We start from the raw sequence: 20739 nt of genomic DNA, 5'->3' as shown, positions 1-20739 counted from the left end.
ACGCGGGCCGTGGCGACTCACGTCAGCGCGCGCCGAAGACCTGCGTCCAGTAGGGGCCGCCGTCGTCGTTGATGCCGACGCCGATCTCCTTGAAGTCGCAGTTCAGGATGTTGGCCCGGTGGCCGGGGCTGTTCATCCAGGACTCCATCACCTGCTCGGGGGTGCGCTGCCCCATCGCGATGTTCTCGCCGTACGTCGACCAGGGGTACCCGGCGGCAGTGACGCGCTCGCCGGGGCCCTTGCCGTCGGGGTTGGTGTGGTCGAAGAAGTCCCGCGCCGCCATGTCGTCGGAGTGGCCCTGCGCCGCCCGGTTGAGCTGCGCGTTCGCCGTGAGGGGGCCGCAACCCGCCTTGGCCCGTTCGGCGTTGACCAGACCGATCACCTGGTCGACGGCCGGGTCCGAGCCCGATCCGGCCCTGGATCCCGTGCCCGGACCGGGGCTCGCGGTGGTCTGCTTCGGCTTGGGCGCGGGCGACGGGGTGCGCGGCGCGGTGGTCCTGCTGGGGGTGGCCGTCGTCTTCGCCGTGCGGCTCGGGGTGGCGGAGGCACGCGGACCGGTGCTCGCCGACGCCGAGGCGGAGGTCGAGGCGGAGGCGGAGGGGGTCTCCAGGAGCGTGTTCGGCTCCTGGGCGAGGGGCAGGTCCGGGCCGGGGGCGGCGGCGCGGTTCGCGTCCAGCGCGTCCCCGTCCCCGTCGGATCCGCCGCCGAGGTAGAACGACCCTCCGGTGACCGCCACGACCGCCATGCCCGCGGCGACGACGGCCCTGCGCCGCCCGCGGCGCCGCTCCTGCTCCCGGCGCCGCCGGGCCCCGCGGGAACCGCTGCCGGCCGGCAGGGTCTCCGGGGAGGCCTCCGGCTCGTAGGGGGCGGAGGTGTCGTAGGGGGCGGAGGTGTCGTAGGGGGTGGAGGTGTCGTAAGGGGCGGAGGTGTCGTAAGGGGCCGGGGCCTCGTGCGGGGCCGGGGTGCCGTAGGGGGCCGCGGTGGTTCCGTGGGGGCCCGAACCGTTCCCGTATGGGTCCGAACCGTTCCCGTAGGTGACCGAACCGCTCCCGTAGGGGTCCGCCGTCCCGTACGGCGTCTGCGCCGGTATCCCGTACGGGGCTGTCGCCTCGTACGGCGCGGGGGTGCCGTACGCCCCGTACTCCCCCTGCGCCCCGGACTGCCCGTACGCCCCGTTCGTCTCGTAGTGGCCGGGCGTCTCGTAGGACGAGGGCTGGGTCCCGTACGGCGTCCCGTACGTTCCCGCGGGCTCGGGCTCGTACCAGCCCTGGGTCCCGTACTGCTGCGCCGGGAGCGTGGCGGTCGCGGCGGCGGTGAGGCCGAAGCCGGCGCCGTCGCGGACGGCCGCGAACAGCAGCGCGGACGGGGGAACCAGGAGCAGCCCGGCGAGCAGCCCCTCCGGGGGGACGAGGTTGCTCCACAGACCGGCGCAGTGGGCGCAGTCGCGGGCGTGCCGGGCTATGCGCTTGCGCCAGAGGGCCGAGGGGCGTCCGTCCCAGGTGCCGAGCTCGGAGCGCAGGGTGGCGCAGAGGGGGTTCCCGGTCAGGGCCCGGACGACGACCCGGGCGGTGTCGAGCTGTGCCTTCATCCGCTGCACCCGGACGGCGGTGTGCTGGGGCGAGAGCTCCAGGGCCGCCGCCACCTCGTAGCGGGTCAGCTCGCCGGCGCACTCCAGCCACCACAGGGACAGCAGGGCGCTGTCGTCCGGCTCGAGCCAGCGGGTCGCCTCGGCGGTCTCGCGCCGCTGCCCGGAGAGGTGCAGCTGGATCACGGCCAGGTCCACGAAGTCCGCGCCGGGGTGGGCGAGGTCACGCGCGTCGTCCAGGACGCCGGTGGGGAGACCGGAGTGCTGCTTGTGCCAGTGGTTGCGGATCCCGTTCATGGCGATGGCGACCAGCCAGGACCGGAAGCTGTCCGGGGAGCGCAGGCCGGGCAGCCCGTCGAGGGCCCGCAGCATCGTCTCCTGGACGACGTCGTCGACGTCGTGGTGGCCGTTCATGGCCCGGCCCACGATGTTGTAGACCAGGGGCAGGTAGGCGACGATGAGCCGGTCCTGCGCCCACAGGTCCCCGCTCTGCGCCGCCCGTACCAGCTCCGTGCCGTTCGGTTCGCCCGTGCCCTGATTCATCCTGCTCGTCCCGCCTGTCGCCGGTGCCCAACGCATGGGAGACCGTAGGACGTGCGGGGGATAACAGAAACCTCCGGGGAACCGTGAAATCCGTGGGGCGGCTCCGGCCCAGGGGTAGACCGGAGCCGCCAGACACACGAGGGCCGTCTGAGGAGGAGGGGGCGACCTTCGGTGTTCTGTTCGGGCCCGTGGGGGCACCTTCAGTAAATATATATACCGCCGAGTACGCAAGAGCATGAAAATTTACATGCGCCAGCTGTCCTGAAAGCCGTCAGTCGTCCAGGAAGAAGTCGTGCTGTTCGGCCGCCTGCTCGTACTTCTCCAGCCGGGTCTGCGTGCGCTCCGGATCGGCGTCGGCCATGGCCTGGAGGAGCGCGGCCGACACCACCCCGGGCGCCGCGTACGAGTCGAAGACGAGCCGCGAGCCCGTGCCCGCCGTGAACACGGCGTCCGCCTCGTCGACGAGCGGCCCGAGCGTGAGGTCGGTGACCAGCGCGACGCGCAGCCCGGCGCTGCGCGCGGCGCGCAGGACGGCCAGGGTTTCGTTGGCGTGCCGCGGCATCGCGAAGGCCAGCACCCACGACCCGCCCGCCTCACGCGCCTGGAGCAGCGCGTCGTACGCCACGCTGCCGCCGCGCGTCACCACCCGTACGTCGGGGTGGATGCGCCGCGCGGCGTACGCGAAGTACTCCGCGAGCGCGACGGAGATCCGCAGGCCGAGCACGGTCAGGGGCACGGACCTGGCCAGCTCACGGCCGACGTCGAGGATCGCGCCGGGGTCGGCGAAGACGCGCCGCAGGGCCGCCAGGTTCTCGATCTCGGCGTCCACCGCCGACTGCAGCTCGTTGCCGTCACGCTCCTCCCCCTCGTCGGGCGCGCCGGCGACGGCGCTGAGCGCGATCGGCTGGAGGGCCTCCCGGAGCGCGGGATAACCGCTGAACCCCAGCGACGCGGCGAACCGGGTCACGGACGGCTGACTGACCCCCACCCGTTCCGCGAGCTCGGTGATCGACAGGAACGCGGCCTCGGTGAGGTGGTCGATCAGGAACTGCGCGATCCGCCGCTGCCCGGGCGAGAGCCGGTGCCCACCGAAAAGCGCCCGCACCCGCTCGGCGGGAGACCCCGCGTCCACCTCCGCCGAACGCCTCCCCGGCGTGATCGCGGCCGCCTGCGCACGCGCCTGCTGATCCGATGGCACGGATGCCTCCCTCTCTTCCCGCCTCCTGATCAAGATAGTTCACGGGGGCTCGACTCCCACGATCCAAGCGCCTCTCAGGCTTGGCCGCCCAGGGTCGGCTGCGCGATGGCGGTCGTGGTGCTGCAGACAGCAGCGGTCGAGCGAGACGCTCAGCGTGTGTGCGCCGGCTCGTCCGGGCGGCGTCCCTCCGTGCGGGGTCAGGTGTCGAGATGCTGCGCTCCGAAGTGCTGTGCGCGGAGGATCAGGACGACGTCGTCGCGGTAGTCCTCCTGGTACCAGACCATCACGGAGCCCTCGGCAAACGTCCTGACGCCGGATGCCGACTCGGTGATGTCGAAGGGCTTACCGATGCGACGGACTCCCACGGCATCGGCGATCCGCTGCGCGATCGCTTCGACCTCCAGCCGCTGAGCCATGTCCAGGCCGCCGACGACGTTCTCGGCGTCCGGTTCGTACTCCCAGGTCCAGTCGCTCACGCAGTGACAGCCTCGGCGAGGATGGACGCCAGCTCTGTCGCGGCCGCGCGGCGCTCGGCGCGGTCGTCCGACTCGCTGACGATGCGCTCGCACTCACGGAATCGGGCCAGGCGCTGCGGATAGCGTGCGACCCCGACCCATGACCACCAGTGCTCGACAAAAGCGCGGGGCGGCGTGAGGGTGTACTCATCGCGGGCCTGGCGCATCGCCGCGTCCCACTGCTGATCGAACACGGCGAGGGCACTCGGGTCCAGGCGTCCGACGGCGACGCGGAGTGCGGCAGGGGTCTTCTCGGGCATCGGGATGAGGGGGCCGGTGGGCTCTGCGGCACGCTCGGTCATGGCGGACTCCGTATGGTCTCAGGCGGCGGAGTGGAGCAGGGACGGGGTGACGACCCCTGCGGCTTCCTCGCGAGGTTCGGTCTGCTGCCGGGCGCACGGCGCGGCGTCGAGTCCGGCCGAGACGCGTCCGGCCACGGTCTCGCGCAGCAGCAGTTCGCACAGGACGCTCATGGACTGGATGCCCTCCCGTTCCCGGCGCTCGTCGGCGCGGGCCCATGCGGCGTCTCCGATGGCGGCAAGGTGACCGCTGCGTCCACCCGCGCGAACGTCCTCCTTCGGAAGGGGGACATCGACGACGCCGGCGGCATACCGGTCCAGGAGGACGGTGAGCAGGTGGCCGACGGTCAGGGCATCGCCGGCGGCGATGTCGTCGGCGCTGTCCCACGTGGCGTCATCCACGTAGGGGCGGCGAGTAGAGCGGGCGAGCGTGGGCCGCTTCCTGCGGGGAGGCATAGCCCGACCTCCGTAGGTTTCATTCATCGGGTCGTGGGCCACTCTAGCGCGACCATGGCTGCTTCTCCGACCCTGTCTAGAATTTAGACCATATCTGAACTTCAGATCTCTCTCGTGATCGTTTGCGATCGATCCACCGGATAAGGCACGCTGTCCGGGGGCTCTGACATCTGCCGCAATCGCTCCCGGGCCCGGGAGCGATTGGCGACGCCGACTCAACGGCCTTCCGTCAGCCGCGACATGTAGTCCTGCCGCAGCGCGTCGAGGATCTGCGCTGCCTCCGAGAGGCCAGCCTTCTGGCAGCGTGCCGCCGCCGCCGTCAGCCGGGCGATGGCCTCCTTGAACCGGCGCAGCGCGTTGCCCTCGATCAGCGCGGCGATCCGGACCGCCTCGGCACGCGCCGACTCGCCCTCCTCGCCGCCCTGTTCGTAGGCGGCGACGGCGGCCTCCACCTCGGCCAGGGCATCCTCGAACCGCTCCGCGTCCGCCAGGACGCGGCCCCGGCGGTAGTGCACGGTACCCCGCTCGAACCAGGGCACGAAGCCCTCCGTACCCTCCGGCACCGATGCCGCCAGCGCGTCCGCCTCGGCGAGATGCTTCAGCGCCGTCTCCAGGCCCTGCAAGCCCTGCGCGTTCATGACCAGACGCGCGAACTCGCACATCATGTGCATGAGCAGGGACGGGTTCGGCGCCTGCGCGTGCGCCGCCAAGGCCCGCTCGTACGCCGTGCCCGCCGCGTCCCAGCGGTCCGCCAGAGCCAGCGCGATGGCCGTGTCAGCGGTCACCATGGTCTGGATAGGGGCGTCGTCTTCCCAGCCGGAGACGGCGTCCGCCAGCCGCAGAAACTCCTCGGCCGACGGCAGGAACTCCTCCAGTTCCCGCAACCCGCGCGCCAGCATCAGCCGAGCCTGCGCGACCGTCCGCTTGTCGAGCGCGGCCGCCGCCTCGTCGGCGACCAGTGACTCCAGGACCGCGACCGCGTCGGCCTGCTGGCCCGTCCGCATCAGGACGTCGACCAGCTGCAGCCGCACGTCCGCCGCCTCCTCGGACACTCCGGACTGATCGAACCGCGCGGCCGCCTCCGACAGGTGGCGCACCGCGCCCGCGTGGTCGCCCAGGTGCGAGGCCGCGTGGCCGAGCATCGCGTACGTCTGCGCCATCGGGAAGTCCGCGTCGTCGTACCGCACCGCGTCCGCGATCGCCTGGTGCAGCAGCTCTACCGCCTCCTGCCGTCGCTCCTGTGCCATCAGGATCTGGGCGAGCAGGGCGCGCGGGCGCGAACCGCGCCACGGCCGGTCGGCGGCCTCGAGGTCCTTCAGCGCGGCGCGCAGCCCCTCCTCGGCGCGCGCGAGGTCGCCGTGGCGGGCAGCCACGTCGGCGGCGAACTGCCGTGCGCTGGCGACCTGGTGAGGGACGGACAGCCGTTCCGCCTCGGCGTGCAGGGCCTGGACGCACTCTTCGAAGCGCTCGACGGTTCCTGGGGAGGCCTCCGGACCGCCGCGGCCCAGCTCCCGGTAGGCCGCGTACGTGCGCGCGTAGTACACCGTGAGATACGCCAGTTTGCGCTCCTGCTCCAGGTCGTCGCAGGCCGCCGCCTCCGCAGCCCCGAGGGCCTCGCCCGTGAACGGGGCCTCGGTGCAGAGTCGTTCGGCCTCGCGCAGGAGTTCGTCGAGGGCGTCCCGGAGTCCGTCGGAGTCCAGCCGCTCGGCTCCCCCGTCCGGCTCCGCGCCCCCGTCCGGCTCCGCGTTCCCGTCGGCCGAGGGGCTCGTCCCGTCAGCCGAGGGGCTCGTCCAGGCGAGGGCGCGGGCCCTCGTGGCCAGCGCCTGCCACGGCATACCGAGCCGCTCGTACAGCTCTGCGGCCCGGCGCATCTCCGCGCCTGCCTTGTCGTCATGGTCCGCCATCGCCAGCTCGCCCGCCCGCTGCTCGGCGAGCTCGGCCCGCAGCAGCTCCTCCGGGCCGAGCACGTCGTCGTGCACCGCGCTGCCGTCGGCCAGGCGCTCGGTGATCCGGGTCCACAGCCGGGTGTCCCCGGGGTGACCCGCGTTCGCCATCCGCCGTGCCGCGCGCACCAGGGTCACGAAGTCCTCGGGGATCGCGACGACGGCGGGAGCCGCGGTGGCGGGCGCCGTCACCGGCGCGGCCGCGGCCGTCGCCGGGCGGGCGACGGACGTCCGCAGGCCCAGCGGCAGCGGCGCGTCGAGCAGCGGACGCTGCGCCAGACGCTCCCGACGACGGTCCCCGACCCCCGTCGTGCCGTTGCGGGCGTCGAACGCCGCTGTCAGCCGGTCCGCCTCGGCGCGGACGTGCGCGAGCAGCTCGTCCGCCGTCCAGTTCCGTCCCGGCGGGCCCGCGACGACCGTGTCGGCGTGCCCGTCCTCGACGATCCGGGCGAGGAGCAGTTCGACGCCGGTCAGGAAGTCCAGATGGGCCAGCGGAGCGCCGGTCGCCTCGAACAGCGGCCGGTTCTCGGCGAGGATCTCCAGGCCGCGGCCCTCGTTGCGGGACAGCACGCAGAACTCCAGGTGCCGGCCGACCCATGCCTGCATTCCGGTGTTGCCGCGGACCCGGCGGTAGCCGGTCAGGTGGTGCGAGCGGGCCTCGTCGAGGCGGCCGGAGCGCAGGAGCGCCGCGAGCGCCAGCGCCTGGCTCATCTGCGGCTCCTCGTCGCAGCCGATCGCCTCGTCGAGCACCGGCCGCAGCGTGTCGAGCGCCCCGGCGTCGTCGCCCCCGTTCATCCGGTGCGCGGCCAGGTGCCGGGTCTCGCACGCCTCGCAGTCGCTCAGCTCGGTACGCGGCCGGGTGACCCACAGGTCGTAGGCGTCGGCGACCCCCGCGCCCGTGTGGGCCGCGACGTGGTAGCGCATCGCCGCCACGGGCTGCATGCCGTGCCCGGCCTTCTCGTACCGGCGCCGCATCTCGTCGATCCAGCCGCGGATCGAGGCCAGCGATACCTCGGGCACGTCGAGCAGCGAGGTCGCCACCCACTTGAACCTCCAGTAGACCTGGTGGGCCTCCCACTCGCTGAACTCCTCGGGGGACTCGTCCCACAGCTTCAGCAGTCGGCCGAAGACGACCGGCGACTTGCGGTACTCGCCGGTGAACTCGTACGCCGACATGAGCTCCAGCAGAGCGGTGACCAGCACGTCCGGCTTCTCGAACTGACCGGCCACTTCGACGAGTTCTTCGGCGGTGACGGTGCGCTGCGGACCGTGCGGGCGGTCGTGGTTCTCACGCAGTGCACCGATCACGGCCTCGGGGGTGTCCAGCATCAGATGTCCTTCCGGGGCCCGGAGCCGTCCGCGTCCGTGCCGGGGTTGTGCATGGCGTGGGTGAGCAGGCCGATGAAGGCCCGGTTCAGCAGGGCGCTCTCGCTCGCCTTCAGCGGGCGGCGGCTGAGCAGCAGAGCCTGCCCGTACAGCGCCTCGGCGGTGGTGACGGCCAGACCGCGCTCGGGGATCGTGATCGCCTGGCGCACCAGCGGGTTGAGGTGGTTCAGGACCAGCTGGGCGCGCGGCGTCTCGTGCCGCAGAGAGCCCAGGATGTCGGCCCACAGACCATCGCTCTCGGCGGCCAGGCTCGACCGGGTCCGCTCGTGGCGCGCCTCCCGGTTGTCGAGCAGCAAGGCCGGGGCGGTCACCGGCTGGAAGTCGCGCAGCACGACGTCGCAGTCGTGCACGCCGATCGTCTCCCGGGCGACGGCCAGGAATGCCGCCGCTCGCAGTTCGGCCGTCGGGTCCACCGCGTCCAGGTGGGCGGTGACGGTGGCCGGGTCGAGGTCGCTCACGGCGGTGCCGGGACGGATCTCCGGCAGCCGGTGCACGAGATCGCGGTCGTACGTGTAGCCGCCGTTGACCACGCCCAGGCCGGCCGCCGCGGCGATCGGGGCGACCTGCCGGAACTCCTCCACACTGCGGGTGACCAGCAGCGTCGGGTGCGTGCGTGCGAACTCCTCCAGCGTGACGTTACCGTCGGTGGTCTCGAACGGCAGCCACGGCAGCACCACCCGCAGCAGCTCGTCGTCGTAGCGCGCCAGCGCCTTCACCGCGAGGTGGTGGGTGTCGATGAACCGGTGCAGCAGCGCCGGGTCGCTGGCCGCGAGCCCGGTGAGCCAGTCCCGGATCCGGTCACCCAGGGCGTCCCGTACGGCGGACAGCGTGCCGTCCTCGTACAGCGACTCGCGCGACGCCGTCGGCCGCAGGCTCGTGGTGTCGACCACGCACCGCACGAAGAACGCCCAGTCCGGCAGCAGTTCGGGCGCCTGGTCGGTGAGCAGCATGCCCTTCAGGTGCACCCGGTGACCGGCGCGCTGCGCCGGGCTCACGGACGTCGGAAGCACGTACGCGACTCCGCGCAGCCCGGCCGCCGGAAGGTCAAGCTCGATGGTGTCGAGCGGGGTGAAGTCGAACCGGTCGCGGCAGTACGCGCTCAGCGCCTCGCGGCGGGCGAGCGGGGAGCGGTGGGTCCGCTCCCACGGCGGTGTGTCGTTGACCCGCTCCTTCCCGCCGTGCGGGTCCACGACGGTGACCTCGTGCCGCAGCAGGCTGCCGTAGTGCCGGGCCAGGTCGACGACCTGCCGCGGGCTGGTCCACTCGGCGTTGTCGGCCCGGGGGACGAGCCGCACGGTGGTGCCCGGCTCCGGCACGGTCGAGGACGGCAGCGTACGGATCGTGTACCGGCCGTCGGAGTGGCCGCGCCATTCGACCGCGGGCGCCGCAGGGTCGGCCGCGGACCGGCTGAGCACGGTGATCTCGTCGGCGACGACGAAGCACGCCAGCAGACCGATGCCGAACTGGCCGATGAACTCGCCGCGGGCGGACTCGAGACCGGCGCCGTCCAGGGCGCCTTCGGCGGTCCGCTTGGAGCTGCGGCCGATGGTGGCGAGGAAACGGTGGACGTCGGCCTCGGTCAGTCCGATGCCGGTGTCCGTGACGGTGAGCGTGTCACCGGTGCGCACGGTGATCGTGCCGGGCGCGTCCGGGGCGACGGCCTGACGGGCGGTGATGGCATCCACGGCGTTCTGCAGCAGCTCGCGCAGATAGACGCGGGGACTCGAGTAGAGGTGGTGGGAGAGCAGGTCGACCAGGCCGCGTAGGTCGACCTGGAAGGTGTGGGCGGTCTCGGAAGGGGACACCGAACGGAATCCTTCACTGGCGCGTCCGCGCCGGCGGACGGCATGGACGGAAAGACGGGCGAATGGGAGCAGGGGCGGGCGCGGCGCACGTCTCGGCGTGCACGCCTTGCGGGTCAGCGCCCGGCGGCCGCGCGGTGCTTGCGGTACGCCGCGACGGGGTCGGAGCCGTTCAGGTAGTCCCACGGGGACTCCGTGACACGCCCCTGCGTGAGCTGGAAGCACTCCCGCGCGGAGGCTCGGTCCCCGGCCAGCGAGAACGCCATCGCGAAGCTGTTCAGCTGCCCCAGCCATGAGCCCTCGTGCACGAAGTCCGGATGCCGGTACGAGTGGTCCGCCGCCTGCCGCAGCGACTCCGTCACCTCGGGCCGGCGCATGTACGCGGCGTCAGGGCCCGGGTCGAGCGACAGCCACTCCTCGATGTGCGCGTCCGGCACCAGCCGGCCCAGCGGCGTGCCGCCGGGAGCCCTGAATACGGACTCGTGGGCGAACGCGTGCATCTCCTCGTGCGACCCACCCCACTTCTTGCAGATCTGCTGCAACTGCTGCGTGTGCGCCCCCAGGTGGTACGGGTCCCGGCGCATGGTCGCCTCGAACCGGCGGCGTGCCGTGACCTGCCCGATCTGCAGACCGCGGCCGGTGACCTGGAGGACGTACCAGGGCGAGGTCCAGCCCGGCTCGAGCTCGGCGGCCTCGTACAGCCACTCTTCGGCCTGGCGCAGCCGGGAGTGGAAGACCTCGAACTGCTCGCGCGAGACGTCCTTCGCGCGCGCCGAGGTCCGGGCCTCCCAGCCCCAGCTGACGTAGCGGATGCCCGCGACGGTCAGCGCCAGCGCCGACTCGGGCTCCGTCTTCAGCACGTCGCCGATCCACCGCTCGACGCCGGCCGTGTCGCCGACGGCCCACAGGAGCCCCGTACGGTCCTGGCTCTCCGGTCGCGCCTCCAACAGGCCCCGCACGGTGGCCCAGTCCGTCGCGGCGGCCGCCTCCCGCACCCGCGCCACGTCCGCATCGTTGGAGTCCTTCTCCAGCCGCGCCCCGGGCCGGCCGGTCCATCGTCCCAGCGCGAGCCCCCAATCACGGAGCAACGCCATTCTCCCCACCCCTTGGTGTCTCTCACAGGGAGGCAAGTGATCACCCCCCTCGTGGAGGTAGTGACTATCACGCGCGACTGACATCCGCACATCCGCTTAGTGCCGCCTGGCCGCGCGCCCGATCCAGACGAGGTGGCCGGCGCCGAGGAAACCCAGCGGGACGCTTGTGCCATGGGCCACCACGTCTGCGGTCGGCGCGATGCCGGCGGTGCTGAGGAGTGTGTCGGCGCAGGCCGGCCCCACGCCGACCGCCATTCCGGACAGGATGAACCGGGCCCGGTTGCGCGGGTGGTTCCCCGCTCCGTCCCGCCGCCAGCCAGGAGAGTTCCGCGAGGAGGGTGGGCGAGTAGACCCGGAACAGGCTGGTCGCCTGGAAAGGGGGAGGTAGCTGGACTGAAGTCGGGAGCAGACCCGTGCGGGCGCGCCTGCGTGACTCCTGGTGCATGGTTTCCCGTCGCGGGAGAGGGTGACGAGGCCGGCGGTCTTGCAGACGCGGCACCAGGTGACGATGTCGGTCGAGGCCGGCGTCGTCTTGGCGTTCTGGATCCGGCAGAGCTGGGCCCGCGCGCTGCTCTGCATCCCTGCGTATCACCTGGAGGCATGCGGCACCTGCGTCCATCAGCACGTCCCGGCCGCCGAGCGGTGTCGCGCCGACCTTCCAGCCCGCGGGCATGCTCTCCAGGTCCAGAACCGACTTTGAGTGGGGACACGCTGGGCGGCGCCGCAAGGTCAGGAGTCGCCGCGGGAGTGTCATGCCTCCTGCCTGACGGAGCCGTTCCCCTGCCGCCGCATCCACCAGCCACAAGCACCATTGCGATCAACATCGCCGACGCCCACACGCCCGTCACCGATCGATTGCAGTGCACTCGCTGCCGATCCGGCCATGGCCGGCACCCGGAGCGCCGGCACCGATGTCCAGCCGCTCCCACGAGACACCGCTGCCCCCGCAGCCGTGGTGTGCAACCTCCGCGTCCCCCGGACCATGCCGGGGTTCGTGGGAGCTCCGTGGCACGGCGCCCGGTCCCGTGTCCGTTGCCGGTCCAATCGCTGACGGTCACCGGTCCGCGAGCCCGACCATGGCGTGGCCCCGTGCTCCCCTTGACCTCGCCTTATCGTTGGCCTTGACTGTTGCGGAGGGTAACGGGTTCGGGAATGATCCACCGGTGTGACCATCTTCCTCACCGTCGTATTCGGCGTGTTCCTCGTCGTGCTCTACCGGCTCTTCATCACCCCCCGCCGCGTCGGAGAGCACTTCGTGGCGTCCGACTACGGCCTTCCGCCCCGCGAGCAGCTCGACTCGCGGCGCCCCGGCCCGCCCCCGCCGGCACACCGCACGGAGGAGCGGCAGGCCGTCGCCGACGCTGCGTGGGGAGGGGATTGGCAGTCCGCCGAGCGGTACGTCCGGGCGGCGGGCGAGGACTGGGACGAGCGCTGGAACCGGCTGGAGCTCCTGCAACAGATCGCCTGGGAGGACGACGCCTGGCTCGACGCCTGGCGCGCGGCCGAGCCCCGGAACTGCGACGCAGCCACCCTCCACGCGAGCATCATGGTCCATCGCGCCTGGGAGATCCGGGGCAGTGGGTATGCCCACGAGGTCATGACCTCGGACATGAACCGCTTCCGCGCCATGCTCCCGGCCGCGATCGAGGAGGCGCGGCAGGCCGCGCTGCTCGACCCCGCGAACCCGAGCCCCTGGGTCGTGATGGTCACGGCGGCGCGCGGAGCGCAGTACCCCCGCGCACAGTTCAAGCCGCTGTGGGAAGGGCTCATCGCCCGCGCTCCCCACCACTATGAGGGGCACTGGCAGGCCCTCCAGTACTGGTGCGCAAAGTGGTTCGGCAGCGACCGGCGGATGATGCGGTTTGCCCGCCAAGCGGTCCGCAAGGCCCCGCCCGGCAGCCCGCTGGCCGGGATCTATCTCCACGCGCTGAACGAGCTCACCGAGCGGTCCGCCACCGGCGCGCTGGCCGTCACGCCGATGGCGAGGAGCGTGCTGAAGCAGATTGCCGCCTCGTTCGATCGGGTCGCCCCCGACGACGAGCGGCTGCCGGTCCTGCGCCACCTGCTGGCCCACTACATGCTCCGGTCGATGATGTACGCGCCCGCCTTGGAGCAGTTCCGCCTGATCGGACCGTGGTGCGGCGCCCAGCCCTGGCGCAAGGACGGGAACCCGGTCATGGCCTTCGAAACGGCCCGCGGCACGGCCGCGAAGCTTTCCCGGACCCGTCCCGCCCCGCAGCCGCCGGTCTACAAGATCGGCCGCTAGCCTCGGTCTTTCGTTTCGGTCTGCCGACGGAGTCGGCGGGCCGTTTCACGTTCTGTGGTTGGTGGTGGGCAGGCTGGTGGCCCGTCTGTCGCGTCGGGGGGTGGGAGCCGGGTTCCACTGCTCCGGGCCGCGTGGCGCTGTCGCGTGTACGGGGAGAGCTGCTGGTCAGCCCGGGTTCGGTAGGTGGACGAGCCGGTCGACGGCGGTCGAGATGTCGTGGATCCAGGGCCAACCTCGCCGTCGGCGACCAGAACGGCGACGGCAACAAGGGCCTCCTCGCCCTAGCCCCCGTGGCTGCGGCGCGAGCGGCCCTCCCCGCTCATGGTGGGTCACAGCCGGTACCGCCCGCCTCAGGGGCCGTTGGGTGCGGCCGGAAATCAGTCCTACAGTCCTGACCACATCGGGGCTATCCCAGGAACGACAACCGCACCTGCCGCTGCGGGTTGTCCTTGTTGGTGTCCACCAACCTCCGCTAGGACAACCCCGAGCCTACGTTGCCCCGGACCCGGCGTCGCAGCCTCCGCGGCATCGGACGGCGGGCGGAGAGGCAAGGGTGAAGCCCAGCGGGGTGGCAGCGTGCCCGCAGCCGAGACCGCTCAGCCGGTCGTTCCGCCCTGGCCGAGCTGCTTGCTCGCCACAGCATTACGGGCCATTCCCGTCTCCCTCGATGCTGCCCAGGAAACAGCCCCTGATTCACCCGCTCACCAGGCCAAGCAGTCTCCAGAAACTGACACCCGCGAATCGAGGGTCCGATCAACCGAAGGCCGCCTGCGGCTGTCGATCTCTTGGGGAGCAGCGCAAACGCCGACGCGGCGCCCGGTTCTCCGGGCGCCGCGTCGCGTCTCGTCAGATGGGCGGAAGACCGCGCTCGTACCCCTCCACCTTGTCATACTCCAGCATGCTCGACACCCGGACGGTGTGGTGGGGCGGGTGTGGCGCCGACCGTACCGGCCGCCACCGACAAGACCTTCGGCGACGGCCGGTACGCGGTCGGTTCAGCTGACGCGGGTCTTCTCCCGGGCCGGTTCTGCTGCTGCGGGCGTGGGCTCGTCGACGAGGAGTGGTCGGGCCGCGACCAGGCCGGCCGCGGTTTCGGGGACGACGAGCGCGAGGAGCAGCAGGAGGGGGATCTGCCAGGTGTCGGTGAGGGTGTGGAGGAGTCCGAGGGTGGCGGGGCCGGTGCCGGCGAGGAGGTAGCCGAAGGTCTGCGCCATGCCCGACAGGCGTGCGGCGACGGCCGGGTTGGGTGAGCGCAGGGTGAGGAGGGTCATGGCGAGGGGGAAGGCGCTGCCGGTGGCGAGGCCGAGGATGCATACCCACATCCACGCGAGCGAGGGCATGGTGAGGATCCCGGCGAGGCTGGTGATCTTGATGGCGGCCAGTGCGAGGACGAGGGGCTGCTGTTGTGGGAGGCGGGCGGCGATCACCGGCATGACGTAGCCCATGGGGATGCCGAGGGTGAGCATCACGGAGACCATCGCGCCGGCGGTGGTCTTGCTATAGCCGTCGGCCTGCATGATCTCGGGCAGCCATGCGGCGAGCGCGTAGAACATGAGGGAGACGATCCCGAGGAAGGTGGCGACCGCCCACGCCAGCGGGGACCGCAGCAGGCTGCCTTCGTGGCGGCCCGCTGCGGGGCGCTGGGTGCCGGAGCCGGGGCCGTGGTGGCGTGTGGCCAGGACGGCCCACAGTGCGGCACCGGCGGCGGCGGGCGCCGCCCAGACGGCCATTGCCGCTTGCCATCCGGCGAGGCGTCCGACGGGCACGGCTATGCCTGCGGCTACTGCGCCGCTTGACGCCATGAGGGTCATCGCCAGGCCGGTCGCCCGCCCGATCTGGTGGGCGAAGCGTTCCTTGACGACGGCGGGGACGAGAACGTTGCCGGTGGCGATCCCCGCGCCGGCGATGATCGTCCCGGCGAAAAGGGCGGTGGTGTAGGGCAGGCCGCGCAGGGTGATGCCGACGGCGATCAGCAGCAGCGCGCCGGTGATCGCGGGCTCGGTGCCGGTACGCCGTGCGACAGCCGGCACCCATGCGGCGAACGCGCCGAGGCACAGCACGGGCAGGGTGGTCAGGATGCTGAGCTGGAGGCCGGTGAGGTGGCGGGTGTGCTGGATGTCGGTGAGCAGCGGGCCGGTGCAGGTGATCGCGGCCCGAAGGTTCACGGTGAGCAGGATGAGGCCGAGCAGTACCCATATGCGGGTGGCGTGGCGTCTGGTCGTGGTGGTGGGCATAGCGGGTGTTCCCCCGGTGTGAAGCATGTGGTGGCCCGGGTGCAGGGTCGTGGCACGGGCCGGAAACGAGGAGACGGCGCCCTCCGTCAGGGGGCCTTGCCCCGGGTGGGGTGGGCCGTGTGGAGGGCGCCGTCTCACGGGCCGTGTGCGGGCCGGCCGTCCCCGGCCCGCACACGGTGTCCTTGGGTTAGAGGCTGACCGTGTCGTGGCCGAGGGGGCAGCCGCCGGTCTTGGCGGCGGTGCCGGTGAGGAACGCGGCGGCGGTCGCGGTGCTGCCGGTGTCAGAGGGGGCGGCGGCGGTGCCGCCGAGTTGGCCGAAGATCTCCTCGGACAGCAGGTCCTGCTTGCCCTTCAGGCTGGAGGCGACCTTCTGGTCTGCGGAGAACACCATCTCCGCGGCGATGTTGTCCTGGACGATGCGCGCGATGTTCTCCAGCGCCACGTTCACGGGGTCGGTGACGGGCAGCTGGTCGCTGATGATGTCGATCAGGTGCGTCGCCGCGCGGTCGGGGTTCATGTGGGGGCGGATGATGATGGTGTTCTGGTTGTCGACCGACGTGGTCCACATGGAGAAAACGGCTATGTAGACGTCGTTCCAGCGGGCGCCGAGCTGGTTCTTCCAGCGGGTCATGAGGGCGTTGACGGCGTCGATCTGGACCTTCGCGGCGTAGGACATGTTCGTGCGTATGTCGCCGTAGACGGCGCCGGTGGCGTCCTCGAACTGCTTCATCGTGAACGACCGGTTGTCGATGGCGTTGGAGCAGAAGTCGATCAGCGAGTTGAGGATCGCGCGGGAGGACTTCTCCAGCTTATCGGGCAGGCCGGCGGGCTTGAGGGCGTTCCGGCCGCTGATCAGGACGTCGCGCCACTGGCGCAGCGGGTCGACCCAGGCGGTGGACTCGGGGCCGACCATGGCGACGGATTCGAGGTCGTGGGCGTCCATGTCGCCGGCCTTGAGGTGCCAGTCGGGGACGCGCTTGTTGAGGTAGCGGGCGAGGACGGAGAACGTGCCGAGCGGGGTGTGGGCGATCGACTTCGCCAGCTGGAAGATCTGGTCGATCGGCGCGGTCTGCTCGGCCACGACACCGTTCTCGACCAGGTAGTACGTGCCCCCCTCGGGACCGTTGGTCACGACGATGACCGGGGAGAGCTTGTTCTGGAGTTCGTCCTTGAGGGACTTGTAGCGGGTTCGCATCCCGGCGTTGACGTTCAGGATCGCGATGCGCGCCTCGTCCTTCGTCATGGCGGGGGCAGCGCCGTCGGTCGTGGGCGCGGTTTCGGCGGAGGCCGAGGTGGCGGTCGCGGTGGCGAGGAGAGTTCCGGCGCCGATCGCGGTCGCGGTGCCGATGAAGTTGCGGCGGGTGGTCATGAATTTTCCCCTGGTGCTTCCGTGGGTGGGTCGGTCGTGAGCGGCCGTGGCGCACGGGCCGGCTTGGGGGGCGGCTGTGCGGTGGTGCCGTTGTGGGGGGAAGCGAGGCGCGGGGCCGTGGTGCGCCGGTGAGGGGGCGCGGGTGCCGTGTGGGCGTGGCGGTCCCGTGGTCTGGCCGGGGGTGAGCCAGAGCGGTGGTGCGGGGTGCTGGGTGGTGCGGGGTGGGGGGTGTCGCTGCCGGGCCCGGGCGTGCCGGGTGTGGTGGCACTCGGGCCAGAGCGCGAGTTCTGGGGGTTGGGTCCGGCAGCGACGTTCAGGGGGTGGCTCAGCCGAGGTCGGCGGTGGTGGGGACGACGACGCCCCACAGGTCGTCGATGGTGGCGAGCGCGCCGTGGTGCAGCTGCTCGGCGGAGACCTCTGCGACCGCGGACTTCAGGGTGCGGGTGGCGGTGGCGTCGGCGACGACGGTCGGCCGGTTGCCGCGCAGGAACGCGCCCTGGGCGGTGAACAGGACGCACATGTGGGACATGAACCCGGCGATGACGACGTCCTTGTTCCCGGCGGAGTCGACGAGGTCGCCGAGGTTGGTGTCGCGGAAGGCGTCCGGAACGGTCTTGACGATGGTGGCCTCGCCCTCGATGGGCGCGACGGCGGGGTGGATCTGGCCGATCTCGGCGCGGATGTCGTAGGGGGTGCCTTCGCCGCCGTCGTTGATGACGTGGATGACGGTGGCGCCGGCCTCGCGGGCCTTGGCGAGGAGGGTGGCGGCGGCGTCGAGCGCGGGCTGCCAGCCGTCGAGTTCCATGACGCCGCGGGTGTAGGTGTTCTGGTAGTCCACGAGGATGACGGTGGAGTTGGCGAGGGCGGCGGGGGTCTGGTCGAACTGGTTGAGCTCACGGAGCGTGGTGGACGGCATGGGTGTGCTTCTCCTGTGGGTGGTTCGAAGATCGAAGGTTTAACTCGGCACCGTGTGCGGCGAGTTACGTTCCCCACCGTAGGGGCTGGCTGAATCGAACCCCTGTCGGATAAGTTGCAGAAACCGACACGACACCTAGCGGAATGGGGGATTCCGGACATGCTGGGGTCCAGACTCGTAGCGATCATGATCTTCGACGGCGTGGACCTCCTCGACGTCACCGGCCCACCAGAAGTCTTCGCACTCCTGGGCCGTGACCTGAAGAAAGACCCCGGATACCGGGTCCAACTCGCCGCGGAAACCCTCGACCCCGTCACCACCGGCGCAGGCGTCCGCCTCATACCGGACGTCGCATTCTCCGACATCGCCGAACGACGCATCGACACCCTCATCGTGCCCGGATCCGTCACCATCGACCGCGAACACCGCATACACCCAGTGATCGACCCCGCCGTAGTCGCCTGGGTCCGAAGGCTCGCCTACCGCTCACGCCGCGTCGCCTCCGTCTGCGTCGGCGCGCACCTCCTCGCCGAGGCCGGCCTCCTCGAAGGCAAGCGGGTCACCACCCACTGGTCGACCGCCCGACAGCTCGCCACCCGCTACCCCGGCGTCGACGTCGACCCCGACCCGATCTTCATCAGGCAGGGCAACGTCTGGACCGGCGCCGGCATCACCGCCTGCCTCGACCTCGCCCTGGCCCTCGTCGCCGAAGACTTCGGCGAGCACGCCGCCATGGGCGTCGCCCGCCAGCTCGTCATGTACCTCAAGCGCCCCAGCGGACAGTCACAGTTCTCCGTGCCGATCGAACCCGCCTACACCAGCCGCCGCATGGACGACCTCCGGCACTACGTCACCACGAACCTGCACCAGAAGATCACCATGACGGAACTCGCCGCCCACGCCCACATCGGCGAGCGCCAGCTCACCCGCATCTTCAAGGATGAGACCGGCATGACCCCGGCCGCCTACGTCGAGACCGCGCGGATCGAGCTCGCCCGCAACCGCCTGGAAGCCACCGAGGAGACACTCCCCCGGATCGCCACGGCGTGCGGGTTCGGCAGCACCGACACCCTCATACGGGTCTTCCGCAAGCGCCTCGGACTCACCCCCAGCGAGTACCGCCGCCGCTTCCGCCACACCGGCTGAACGCGCAGCGCTCAAGCCGGGCGGGTGGCGACAAGGGCTTCGGCGCGGACGGTCTCGGTGAACTGGCCGTCGGGCTGGTTGTCGGCGAGGGCCTGGCGCAGGTCCCGCTCGAAGTCGCCGCGGCGGTCCCCGAACAGCGCCGGCGTGGAAAAGCCGTAGGAGAACTGGAGGCCAACGACCTCGTCGACGGTGCGGGGGATGGTGCGGCCGAAGCCAGATGGTCGGCGCCGAACTGCTGCCGAACGCCTCGGCGATGAGCGCCGCGTACTTCAACGCGGCCCGGGTGGTGGGCCCGGCCGTCGCCGGCCTCCTCATCTCCCACCTCAACGTCGCCACCGTGATCGTGATCAACGCGGTCAGCTACCTCGCGACCGTCCTGAGCGTACTGGCGATGCGCCCGGGAGAGTTGTACCGGGCCGCCGTGCGGCCCCGCGCGGCGAAGATCGCGGACGGGCTGCGCTACACGGTGCGCCGGCCGGACCTGATGCGGCCCATCTTCCTGACCGGCGTGCTGGGACTGGTCGGCTTCAACTTCCAGCTGACGCTGCCCCTGTTGGCCAAGACGGAGTTCCACGCCGACTCCGCCTCCTTCGGCCTGCTGAGCCGCTGGCGGTGGGCTCGCTGGGCGCGGCGCTGGTGACCACTCCCCGGCGGGGCCGGCTGACGGCACTGGTCGTCACGGGATCGGCGCTGGCCTTCGGGGTGTTCGAGTTCCTGACCGGGCTGGCGCCGGGGCTGCGGGCGGCCTGCGTACTGCTCGCCGGTACGGCTTCACGATGATGTACTTCACCCAGGCCGCCAACCACCGCGTCCAGTTGGGCTCGGACCCCGAGTACCGGGGCCGGGTGATGGCCCTCTACACGGTGATCTTCCAGGGCACGACCCCGCTCGGCGCCCTGCTCACGGGCTGGGCGGCCGGCGCGTGGGGCGTCCGCTGGGCCCTGTACGCGGGCGGACTGATCTCGGTACTGGGCGCGCTGGCGGCCTTCACCAGCTGCCCGCGGTCGGCCCTGACGCGACCGGCCAACTGGTGGCCCAGCCGGCCCCGGAGCAGCAGCCGGCGGTCCGGCAGCTCCCCGAACCGCAGCCGGGGGCCCCGTACGGCCGCGCCTGCACAGGGTGGTTGAGACGCGGGCGCGGCCCCCGGTCGGGGGACCGGGGGCCGCGCTCAGGGGATGTGCGGGATCACAGGCCGAGGGCCGAGCCGCGCCAGTTCTGGTACGGGCGGGCGTCCGAGCAGTCCCAGATGACGAGGCGGGTGGAGAACCAGGTGACGGCCACGTCCACGCACTTGCCGGAGTGGACGCTGCGCAGCTTGCCCCCGGGCAGCAGCTCGAACTGCTGGTTGGCGGCGCCGTGGCAGGAGTTCAGGCCCAGGCGCGAGCCGTTCTCCGTCGCTGCGTACTGGACGTCCAGGCAGTGCCCCATGGAGCGGATGGTCTTGTCGGGCTCCAGGACCCACATCTGGTTGTTGCCGCCGTGGCAGCCGTAGAGCTGGACGATGGTGCCGTCCTGGGTGCTGCCGTCCTTGACGTCCACGCACCTGCCGTTGGGCACGGCGATGATCGGGCCGGAGCCCTCCGGCGGCGGCGGGAAGCAGTGGATCTTCACGAGGGACTGGTAGGTCTCGCCCCAGATCAGCACGGGCCCCGAGGGCCCCTGGGTGATGTGGCAGAGAGCGGACGGATACCCCTCGGCCGTGGCCTGCGCGTAGGCGTTGTCGATGGCCACCTGCTGGACGAGGTTGTACGGGCCGTCACCCTCGCCGGAGAAGTACTTGTCCGTGGTGGGCAGCGTGGCGGCGCCGGCTGCGGAGGGTGGCACGAACAAGGCCACGATCACGGCCATCAGGGCAGCCGCGAAGGTGCGGGCCAACTTCATTGTCGGGTCCTTCCAATGGGTTTTGCGCGTGAGGTGCACCTGACAAAGGAGTCCGGCGGGTTCGGGCCCGTCCGGATTCCGGTGAGGACGACGCTACCGACCGGAC

17 protein-coding genes are annotated in these 20739 nt (G+C 71.6%); 5 read left to right on the top strand and 12 right to left on the bottom strand.

Going from position 1 to position 20739, the window contains the following annotated elements:
* Window positions 1–22 precede the first annotated feature (22 nt).
* From ACIGEZ_RS20915 to ACIGEZ_RS20880, 8 genes are all read right to left on the bottom strand, one after another.
* Window positions 23–2128 carry a sigma-70 family RNA polymerase sigma factor gene (locus ACIGEZ_RS20915; protein ID WP_399833144.1) on the bottom strand — a complete coding sequence of 702 codons (2106 nt, stop codon included), beginning with the start codon at window positions 2126–2128 and terminating at the stop codon, window positions 23–25.
* Window positions 2129–2399: 271 nt separating this feature from the next.
* Window positions 2400–3326, bottom strand: a complete 927-nt coding sequence (locus ACIGEZ_RS20910) for a MurR/RpiR family transcriptional regulator (protein ID WP_399833142.1) — start codon at window positions 3324–3326, stop codon at window positions 2400–2402.
* A 197-nt stretch (window positions 3327–3523) separates the two neighbouring features.
* The gene (locus ACIGEZ_RS20905) at window positions 3524–3802 is read right to left on the bottom strand and encodes a hypothetical protein (RefSeq protein ID WP_399833140.1); all 279 of its coding nucleotides are present in this window, start codon (window positions 3800–3802) and stop codon (window positions 3524–3526) included.
* A complete protein-coding gene (locus ACIGEZ_RS20900; protein WP_399833138.1) occupies window positions 3799–4143 on the bottom strand; it encodes a DUF6247 family protein in 345 nt (114 codons plus the stop codon). Before ACIGEZ_RS20900 ends, ACIGEZ_RS20905 begins: the two co-directional genes overlap by 4 nt.
* An 18-nt stretch (window positions 4144–4161) precedes the next feature.
* Window positions 4162–4596, bottom strand: a complete 435-nt coding sequence (locus tag ACIGEZ_RS20895) for a hypothetical protein (RefSeq protein ID WP_399833136.1) — start codon at window positions 4594–4596, stop codon at window positions 4162–4164.
* A 215-nt stretch (window positions 4597–4811) separates the two neighbouring features.
* A complete protein-coding gene (locus ACIGEZ_RS20890; protein ID WP_399833134.1) occupies window positions 4812–7868 on the bottom strand; it encodes a tetratricopeptide repeat protein in 3057 nt (1018 codons plus the stop codon).
* Entirely contained in the window at window positions 7868–9730 is a 1863-nt protein-coding gene (locus tag ACIGEZ_RS20885) for an HSP90 family protein (RefSeq protein WP_399833132.1), read from the bottom strand. The genes ACIGEZ_RS20890 and ACIGEZ_RS20885 overlap by 1 nt, the downstream gene beginning before the upstream one ends.
* A gap of 113 nt (window positions 9731–9843) precedes the next feature.
* The gene (locus tag ACIGEZ_RS20880; RefSeq protein ID WP_399833130.1) at window positions 9844–10821 is read right to left on the bottom strand and encodes a hypothetical protein; all 978 of its coding nucleotides are present in this window, start codon (window positions 10819–10821) and stop codon (window positions 9844–9846) included.
* Between the two features lie 1165 nt (window positions 10822–11986).
* Here ACIGEZ_RS20880 and ACIGEZ_RS20875 point away from each other — a divergent pair.
* Window positions 11987–13087, top strand: coding sequence for a hypothetical protein (locus ACIGEZ_RS20875; RefSeq protein ID WP_399833128.1), 1101 nt, complete (start codon window positions 11987–11989; stop codon window positions 13085–13087).
* A gap of 995 nt (window positions 13088–14082) precedes the next feature.
* Here the strand turns inward: ACIGEZ_RS20875 and ACIGEZ_RS20870 are convergent.
* The 3 genes from ACIGEZ_RS20870 to ACIGEZ_RS20860 form a co-directional block, all read right to left on the bottom strand.
* Window positions 14083–15321, bottom strand: a complete 1239-nt coding sequence (locus ACIGEZ_RS20870) for an MFS transporter (RefSeq protein WP_399833126.1) — start codon at window positions 15319–15321, stop codon at window positions 14083–14085.
* Between the two features lie 187 nt (window positions 15322–15508).
* A complete protein-coding gene (locus ACIGEZ_RS20865) occupies window positions 15509–16690 on the bottom strand; it encodes a hypothetical protein (protein ID WP_399833124.1) in 1182 nt (393 codons plus the stop codon).
* A gap of 325 nt (window positions 16691–17015) precedes the next feature.
* Window positions 17016–17606 carry an isochorismatase family protein gene (locus ACIGEZ_RS20860; protein WP_399833122.1) on the bottom strand — a complete coding sequence of 197 codons (591 nt, stop codon included), beginning with the start codon at window positions 17604–17606 and terminating at the stop codon, window positions 17016–17018.
* A gap of 159 nt (window positions 17607–17765) precedes the next feature.
* Here ACIGEZ_RS20860 and ACIGEZ_RS20855 point away from each other — a divergent pair, with 159 nt between their 5' ends.
* From ACIGEZ_RS20855 to ACIGEZ_RS20840, 4 genes are all read left to right on the top strand, one after another.
* Window positions 17766–18752 carry a GlxA family transcriptional regulator gene (locus tag ACIGEZ_RS20855; RefSeq protein ID WP_399833120.1) on the top strand — a complete coding sequence of 329 codons (987 nt, stop codon included), beginning with the start codon at window positions 17766–17768 and terminating at the stop codon, window positions 18750–18752.
* 217 nt (window positions 18753–18969) lie between these two features.
* Window positions 18970–19392: an MFS transporter gene (locus ACIGEZ_RS20850; protein WP_399833118.1), complete on the top strand. Its 423-nt coding sequence runs from the start codon at window positions 18970–18972 to the stop codon at window positions 19390–19392.
* The gene (locus tag ACIGEZ_RS20845) at window positions 19389–19532 is read left to right on the top strand and encodes a hypothetical protein (RefSeq protein WP_399833116.1); all 144 of its coding nucleotides are present in this window, start codon (window positions 19389–19391) and stop codon (window positions 19530–19532) included. Before ACIGEZ_RS20850 ends, ACIGEZ_RS20845 begins: the two co-directional genes overlap by 4 nt.
* Window positions 19529–19879, top strand: coding sequence for an MFS transporter (locus tag ACIGEZ_RS20840; protein WP_399833114.1), 351 nt, complete (start codon window positions 19529–19531; stop codon window positions 19877–19879). The genes ACIGEZ_RS20845 and ACIGEZ_RS20840 overlap by 4 nt, the downstream gene beginning before the upstream one ends.
* 58 nt (window positions 19880–19937) lie before the next feature.
* Here ACIGEZ_RS20840 and ACIGEZ_RS20835 read toward each other — a convergent pair whose 3' ends face one another.
* The gene (locus tag ACIGEZ_RS20835) at window positions 19938–20633 is read right to left on the bottom strand and encodes a ricin-type beta-trefoil lectin domain protein (RefSeq protein WP_399833113.1); all 696 of its coding nucleotides are present in this window, start codon (window positions 20631–20633) and stop codon (window positions 19938–19940) included.
* Window positions 20634–20739: the final 106 nt, after the last annotated feature.

The organism is Streptomyces sp. NPDC085481 (assembly GCF_044541845.1).
In the GTDB taxonomy this organism is placed as follows: Bacteria; Actinomycetota; Actinomycetes; order Streptomycetales; family Streptomycetaceae; genus Streptomyces.
Note: the sequence above shows the minus strand (reverse complement) of the source record. Positions and strands in the feature narration are given on the sequence as shown.